Origin of the sequence: Pseudoalteromonas sp. MQS005 (genome assembly GCF_001661605.1) — a bacterium.
Classification (GTDB): domain Bacteria; phylum Pseudomonadota; class Gammaproteobacteria; order Enterobacterales; family Alteromonadaceae; genus Pseudoalteromonas; species Pseudoalteromonas tetraodonis.
This window is the reverse complement of the sequence record NZ_LYRQ01000051.1, coordinates 23570-30242: the sequence shown is the minus strand read 5'-3', so window position 1 is coordinate 30242 and position 6673 is coordinate 23570. Positions and strand designations below refer to the sequence as shown.

Annotated in this window: 7 protein-coding genes; 2 read left to right on the top strand and 5 right to left on the bottom strand. The window is 38.1% G+C overall.

The window, feature by feature from the left end:
- The first annotated feature begins 74 nt into the window (after positions 1-74).
- The gene (locus A9479_RS15820) at positions 75-1532 is read left to right on the top strand and encodes an aerolysin family beta-barrel pore-forming toxin (protein WP_064663960.1); all 1458 of its coding nucleotides are present in this window, start codon (positions 75-77) and stop codon (positions 1530-1532) included.
- 233 nt (positions 1533-1765) lie between these two features.
- A complete protein-coding gene (gene bktB / locus A9479_RS15815) occupies positions 1766-2959 on the top strand; it encodes a beta-ketothiolase BktB (protein WP_064663959.1) in 1194 nt (397 codons plus the stop codon).
- 176 nt (positions 2960-3135) lie between these two features.
- On the opposite strand, the gene A9479_RS15810 is transcribed toward bktB, so the two are convergent.
- From A9479_RS15810 to A9479_RS15790, 5 genes are all read right to left on the bottom strand, one after another.
- Positions 3136-3444 carry a DUF6419 family natural product biosynthesis protein gene (locus A9479_RS15810; RefSeq protein WP_033103495.1) on the bottom strand — a complete coding sequence of 103 codons (309 nt, stop codon included), beginning with the start codon at positions 3442-3444 and terminating at the stop codon, positions 3136-3138.
- A 121-nt stretch (positions 3445-3565) separates the two neighbouring features.
- Positions 3566-4144, bottom strand: a complete 579-nt coding sequence (locus A9479_RS15805; protein ID WP_064663958.1) for a cold shock domain-containing protein — start codon at positions 4142-4144, stop codon at positions 3566-3568.
- A gap of 114 nt (positions 4145-4258) precedes the next feature.
- Positions 4259-4492 carry a hypothetical protein gene (locus A9479_RS15800; RefSeq protein WP_033103430.1) on the bottom strand — a complete coding sequence of 78 codons (234 nt, stop codon included), beginning with the start codon at positions 4490-4492 and terminating at the stop codon, positions 4259-4261.
- A gap of 139 nt (positions 4493-4631) precedes the next feature.
- Positions 4632-5525 (bottom strand): hypothetical protein, encoded by an 894-nt coding sequence (locus tag A9479_RS15795; RefSeq protein WP_033103429.1) that lies wholly within the window; start codon positions 5523-5525, stop codon positions 4632-4634.
- A gap of 57 nt (positions 5526-5582) precedes the next feature.
- Positions 5583-6653, bottom strand: a complete 1071-nt coding sequence (locus A9479_RS15790) for a hypothetical protein (RefSeq protein ID WP_033103428.1) — start codon at positions 6651-6653, stop codon at positions 5583-5585.
- Positions 6654-6673: the final 20 nt, after the last annotated feature.

Genomic DNA, 6673 nt, shown 5'->3' with positions numbered 1-6673 from the left:
GAATCAAAATCGGTCCAAAATTAGATTATTTAATTAGGACCTCATTTAAATATAATTTTAAAGGATGTAACTTAATGAAAAAAATATTACCCCTATTGCTGTTGTCGCATACAAGTTTTGTAAGTGCTAATACAACTGCAATTTATCCAGATCAACTTAAAAATGAAAGCTTAGGTGCTGGAGTTTGCTCAGCTGATAATAGACTAATTACAAAGGCTGAAGCGCAAACCTACAGAAATGAACTTACTAACAAAATGGGTAAGTGGCAAATAACGGGATTAGCTAATGGCTGGGTTATTATGGGTTCTGGCTACGCAGGTGAAATAAAACAAGGGACTGCTGTAAATTCTTGGTGCTACCCTAACGATCCTATTAATGAGATCCCTACATTAAGTCCCGTAAAAGTATCGCCAGGCAGTCAAAGCCAAATTGAATGGGACTTAGTGAATCAAAAAGAGGGGTTTATAAAACCCCTTTCATACCTTGCCCATACAATGGGATTTGCGTGGGTTGGTGGAAATCGCTCTAGCTATGTGGGTGATGACATGGAGGTAACCAAAACGGGCTCAGGGTGGAAAATACAAGGTTACAATGGTGGCAGTTGTGATGGTTATCGATGTGATGAAAAGTCAGCTATTACCGTATCTAACTTTCAATATGTGATGGATAACGAGTCATATAAAATAACAGGTGATATTGTTGCTGCCGACAAAGAACTAATAAAAACGTTAACAGTCCCTGCAGTGAATGACACGTCAGCAGCTCAAATGTCAGTGGTTACAATTGAATACGATGCGGCAACCAACTGGTCTAAAACCAATGATTACAGTATTTCTGAGTCTGTTACATTATCTAATACATGGAAGTCTCCCTCTGTTACTGGCGGATCAGACACTTCGTTATCTGTCACAATCGCAGCGGAGCAAGCATGGGGAACAAGTAATGGCGGCTCAGAAGCTGAGCGAGTAGTTGTACAGGCAAGAACCAATGTACCAGCATACACACAGCTTAATGCAAAGGTCGATTTGTTTAAATCATCAATATCGTATCCTTATGCATTCGATGCTGATATTACCTATGATCTATCTATAAATGGCTTTATGCGATGGGGAGGCAATGCTTTATTAACCCACCCAGAAAACAGACCTAACGACACTGCTAATTTTGTAATTGGCCGTTGGGCAGGTCAAGATAAAAGCATTGAGTATCAATGGGAACACCGCTATATACCAGGTGAGAATAAAAAATGGGATTGGCCTTGGATGATACAACAAACAAGCTTATCAACAATGCAATACTATTTAAGCCATGTTTTAAGACCTAAAAAAACAACCCTAACAGGCCACTTTTATGCACAAAGCCAATTTGCGGGCAGTGTTTACTTTGGTGACGAAACCCCAATTGTCACTAACCAAAGAAGTAAGCGAAGTGTTTCATCTAGTGAGTACTCAAGTGCAGAAAAGTTAAAAAAAGAGTTTGAAGATGCGGGTTTTAAAAATGTCGTTGTTAATATTGAAATGATTGATTTATAAACACCTGTGGGCTCTCATAATGAGAGCCCTATTTCATAAATTTAAACAAAAATATTATTACTACTCACCTACTTTACTATTCCCTTTATTAAAATACATATACAGCTGAACCAACCTCGCCTTTAGTTTATTAAGAAATTATGCTTTGATGCATTAATAAAACTATTAATCGCATTAGTCTATTAAACATACACCAGCACAAAGTGATTATAAAAAATAATAAGAGAACAAAAATGGCACAAAATACAAACAACAGCGTAGTAATTTTAAGTGCTGTACGCACAGCAATTGGTAGCTTTGGTGGCAGTCTCAAAGATTTTAGCCCAGCTGAGCTTGGCACTTTGTGCGCTAAAGAAGCCCTAAATCGGTCTAAACTATCTCCTAACCAAGTAGGTTCATGTGTGGTAGGCAAAGTTATTCATAACGGCCCTAAAGACGCATACCTTTCAAGAGTCATTGGTCTCGATGCTGGGTTGCCTATAAGCAGCCACGCTGTAACGCTTAATCGCTTATGTGGTTCAGGGCTTGAAGCCATTATACAAGCGGCACAACAAATTCAATTAGGTGATGTAGATGCAGCCCTTGCTGGCGGAGCTGAAAGCATGAGTAGCTCAACCTATACCCTTGAAAGTAACCGCTGGGGGCAAAAAATGGGCAATAGCACTATGGTCGATGAGCTCACCACGACCTTACAAGACCCATGGGATAATAACCCGATGGGAATAACTGCTGAAAACATCGCAGAAAAATATTCAATTAGCCGTCAGCAGCAAGACGAGTACGCAGCAAAAAGCCATCATAAAGCCGCAAAAGCGATTGCTGCAGGTCATTTTAAACAGCAAATAGTACCTGTAGAAATCAAGTCGCGAAAAGGGACGCACATTTTTGACACCGACGAACATGTTCGCGCCGATACCACAGCCGAAAAACTTGCCACTTTAAAGCCCTACTTTAAAAAAGATGGCACCGTTACCGCAGCAAGCTCATCCGGTATAAACGATGGTGCAGCCATGTTGGTTCTTATGTCAGAGCAAAAAGCCAATGAACAAGGCTTAAAACCGCTCGCTCGTTTAGTGGGTTATGCCAGAGCAGGCGTTGATCCTACTTTAATGGGTATCGGCCCTATTCCTGCAGTACAACAGGTATTTGAAAAAACAGGCTTAACCATCGACGATATAGATGTGATTGAGTCTAACGAGGCCTTTGCAGTACAAGCTCTGTGCGTTGCAAACGAGTTAAATTTCCCTGCCCATAAAGTAAACCCGAATGGCGGCGCCATTGCGTTAGGGCACCCTGTAGGCGCAACAGGTGCAATTTTATCAACTAAATGCTTGTACGAACTCAAACGAATTAATGGCAAGTTTGGGTTAGTCACAATGTGTATTGGCGGCGGGCAAGGTATTGCAGCCATTTTTGAAGCGCTTTAACTTTAAGTTTGTAATAGCTATTTAAGGGCTTTATTCACAAGGAGAAATAACAGACGCTTTGCTTTTAGAGGAAACAAACAATGTGAAAGGCTATCTTCACAAAGGGAGCAAAGCGCTGCTACACCTTATCGCTTAATAACAAAAAGCTTTACCTCAAACGTGGGCAAAACTCTCGTCTACAAAACGTGTTTTAAAGTTAACTTTCTTACGCCTAATAAAACACCACCAAATGAGATTGAAAATAATATCGGTAAAAACAGTAATGCATCAGTGTTGTCTATATCTGTAGCTGGGCTACCAATAACCGCCAGCGTATTAATTAACAGCAATATCAAACTTGATTGCAGGTAGCCCTTGTAACCAATAGCCCCAGCAAATAACAGCATAATAAATGATCCTGATATTGCAGGCGTAAAAGGTGCGGCGGCGAGTAACATACAAACAAACGAAAATATAACAGCACATCCAATTATTACTTTAAACATAACAACCTCCATGATAAATGGCTTTAATCCACCAGCTATTTATAACTGTATTACTAAAAATCGTATTCCACTTAACAGGTATCAACTAATTTTTAGTTTATTAATAACCCCAATATAAAAACTACCTATTTCCAAACTGCCGTTCACAAGGCTCGCCATCTTTATCCCCGTCCATTTTGGTATTTGGGCAATGTTGAATAAAAAATAATGCCTCTTCATACGAGGTCATTTGGCTACAATGTTGGCGGCCATCGCAACGAAATGCTTGCTGTGTTTTATTAAGTGAGCTTGAACTAGCGGGCATAAATGACTCTAAGTTAGCATTAGTCACTACAGGTGTTTGCTTGGTATTTAAAAAACCGGTTTTATACACACTAAAACCAATACTAAAAATAATACCAAGTGTTATAAGTTTCATTAAAGGTGAGTTCTTACCTGAGGTTTTGCTTATTCTAACCGGCCTTGATGAAGTTTTTATGTGTGGTTGTGCGAGTACGCCCTCAATACGGCAATTTACAGCTTTAGTTTTACCGTTAGGCTCAGTCGCTACCTCAAAGTAAATAATGTCGCCCACTTTAGGTTTACGGCTCATATGTTTGAGCGACGATATGTGTAAAAAGGTATCGTGTTGCAGTGTGCTTGATTTAATAAAGCCAAAGCCTTTATCGTCATTCCACGATTTTAATAATCCTTTGTTCATCCTTGAATCGTCCATTTAATAACTGTTAGTTTTACATCCGTTTTAAAAAAGACTTAAAACCAAGCACATCTTGGAGAGCCCACCAACAATCTCTCTTTGTCCCTATTAACTAACTCATTTTGCAAAAAAGCGTATTTTTGCCTCTTTTAATGTGTTTAAAAATACAGAAAACGCACAAATTCCGCCCCCCATAAATGCAATTTGAAAACTTGATAGTGACGAGAAACTAAATTGCTGAGAATACATGTACTGCCCTAATAACTGTGCAAAGGTAGCCACACCTAAAATAATTAATAATGGGCACACAACTAGCGTAAACCAAAACCAAATACGTTTAATACCTTTCATAAAAACTTCCTTTTATTTTAAATTTAACTTAGAGGTTAATTAGCTTATAAGCTACCAGCATTTTAAAAGCAGCTTATAGGTTGCCGTATCTATTGATGTCTGAAGTCAAGATTTGACCCCATTTGTTATTAAGGCCTTGTTATGAGTGTACTACACAGCCCTCTACACTCCTTTGATTCAAGGTGAATTCAGCATTAAAATGTTCATTTAAAGCCACTTGAATATCCTCAATAGTTACGTTGCTTTTTAGGTATGTAAATCCATGCAAACTCAACGAACCAGACACATCACTCTTTATAGAGAATAATCCTTCTATTAAATCAACTGCTTCTAGACTTTGCCAGCAAAAAGGAACGACACCAGAGTGAACAAATGTATTAGTCCATGTATTTATTGCTTTCAATAAGTCTATACATACAGGAAACTCTATAAAGTTAGGATTGTTAGCAAAAAAAGCTAGTAGAGAATTTATTGGGACAAACTTAAACCCTCCACCAACTTTCTCGACCTTTTCCAAGCCAATCATATTTTTTAACTTAATTTCGATAGATTGACGTATTAAAGTTGGCATTGTAGAAAAGTTAAAGTTTCTACAAGTCGTTTCAGCTATGTGTTTGTGGGTAAAGTATGAAAACTTCGCATGTAGAAAGAATTGATGACTTGATAGATAGTTATCACGGCTAACTTGATTGTCTAAGGCCAAACGGCCACCTGAAATTTGATCAAGTAATGAAATGTCAGAAATTAATTCTTTGGTAAGTAGCACCAGATCGTTTTCAGTTAGAATATTTTGATAATATTCGTTGAACTTAGACTCTCCGTTAGTAACTTTCTCAATTTGATTGCAAGCTGACTTACATTGCGCTTCAAACCAGTCTTCGTTTATATCACTACTGTACAGGTGAGAAAGGTATTGTCCTGTATTTTTATTTTTTAAGTAATTTTCCAACTTAACCTTTAAGCCGATAAGATTTGACTTATTGTGCTCTAGATTACGCATTGCAATTTTATCCACTTCTTCTGAAATATTCACATGTGTTCCTTACACTCATAACGCCGCATTCAGCGGCTTGTCCGCTGCAATGCTTTGTTATGAGTTTTTTATACTCTTGATTAAGTTACCTATCTGCTCAACACCATCAAAAGTGCTCGGCAATTTTTCTGGATCGGAAAGAACTCCACTAAAAATTAGACTTTCGAACTTTTCTAAGGCGCTTGAATCTTGCTTTTTCATCTCAGAAGAGTAACCAGTGTAGCTCTGAATAAATTGGCAAAGCGTTTGCCGTAGTTCAATTTGCATTATCTGGGCTTTGACCGACCGATGGTTTAAAAGTATGACCCTAAAGAAATAGATAAGAATTATTTCTATGGAAATTACAGGAATAAGAATAAGCAAGTGCTCCATGCCTAAAGGCTTCCCACTGTAAATACCCACCACAGACAAAACTATTTCAGTAACCAGTGGCGCTAAGATAAGCAAGCCCATTCCAATTAGTGACAAGAATAACCAAAAAGCCTCTTTAGCCTTCTTTTCAGCCAGTGCAGAAAAGCCTTGGTATAGTCCTACGAAGTTAAATCCGATTTTATACTCTTCTAACTTGTCTTTTAATGCGTTGGCTGCTGATTCTTTTGATGTTATTTCTCCATCCCATTGCTCTTTTAGTTTTTCAGCTTCGAGTTTCTTTTGCTCGAAATCTTTGAATACACCAATATTAGCGTCATTAATAAAGTCTTTTGCAATATTAGCTGGCATAACATAAGAGGCATAAATTATTTGCGATCTAACATCGTCATCCATTTTTCCACTGTCATGCTCTATTTTACTTTTAAGTGACCTTAGCTCCATGCTCAGTTCTTTACCCGGCCCCACAAGAAAATCAAATTCGCAGAGAAACCTATAGGACATACAGTAAATATGATCAATATGTGTTGGTTTTGATTGATCGAAATCTCTTAGCCACTGAAGAAATTGGTCACCAATATGCTTAATATTAAATGTGCATCTTTCTTCCCAGCCTTCTGGCGACTTATAAATGTATCCAATTATTTCTCTTGAAATCGACAAGCGCATAGCTCTTGATTCGTCTTCAATATGAGCTGCTTCAGCTTTACGAAGAAAGCTTGCCAAGACTTTTGCATTGTCTTCATTCTTAAAGAACATCGATACTCCAATTATCTACG

What these genes read in the sequence shown, in the direction of transcription:
- A9479_RS15820 (WP_064663960.1), top strand. Translation starts at nt 75, where the DNA reads ATGAAAAAAATATTACCCCTATTGCTGTTGTCGCATACAAGTTTTGTA.
- bktB (WP_064663959.1), top strand. Translation starts at nt 1,766, where the DNA reads ATGGCACAAAATACAAACAACAGCGTAGTAATTTTAAGTGCTGTACGC.
- A9479_RS15810 (WP_033103495.1), bottom strand. Translation starts at nt 3,444, where the DNA reads ATGTTTAAAGTAATAATTGGATGTGCTGTTATATTTTCGTTTGTTTGT.
- A9479_RS15805 (WP_064663958.1), bottom strand. Translation starts at nt 4,144, where the DNA reads ATGAACAAAGGATTATTAAAATCGTGGAATGACGATAAAGGCTTTGGC.
- A9479_RS15800 (WP_033103430.1), bottom strand. Translation starts at nt 4,492, where the DNA reads ATGAAAGGTATTAAACGTATTTGGTTTTGGTTTACGCTAGTTGTGTGC.
- A9479_RS15790 (WP_033103428.1), bottom strand. Translation starts at nt 6,653, where the DNA reads ATGTTCTTTAAGAATGAAGACAATGCAAAAGTCTTGGCAAGCTTTCTT.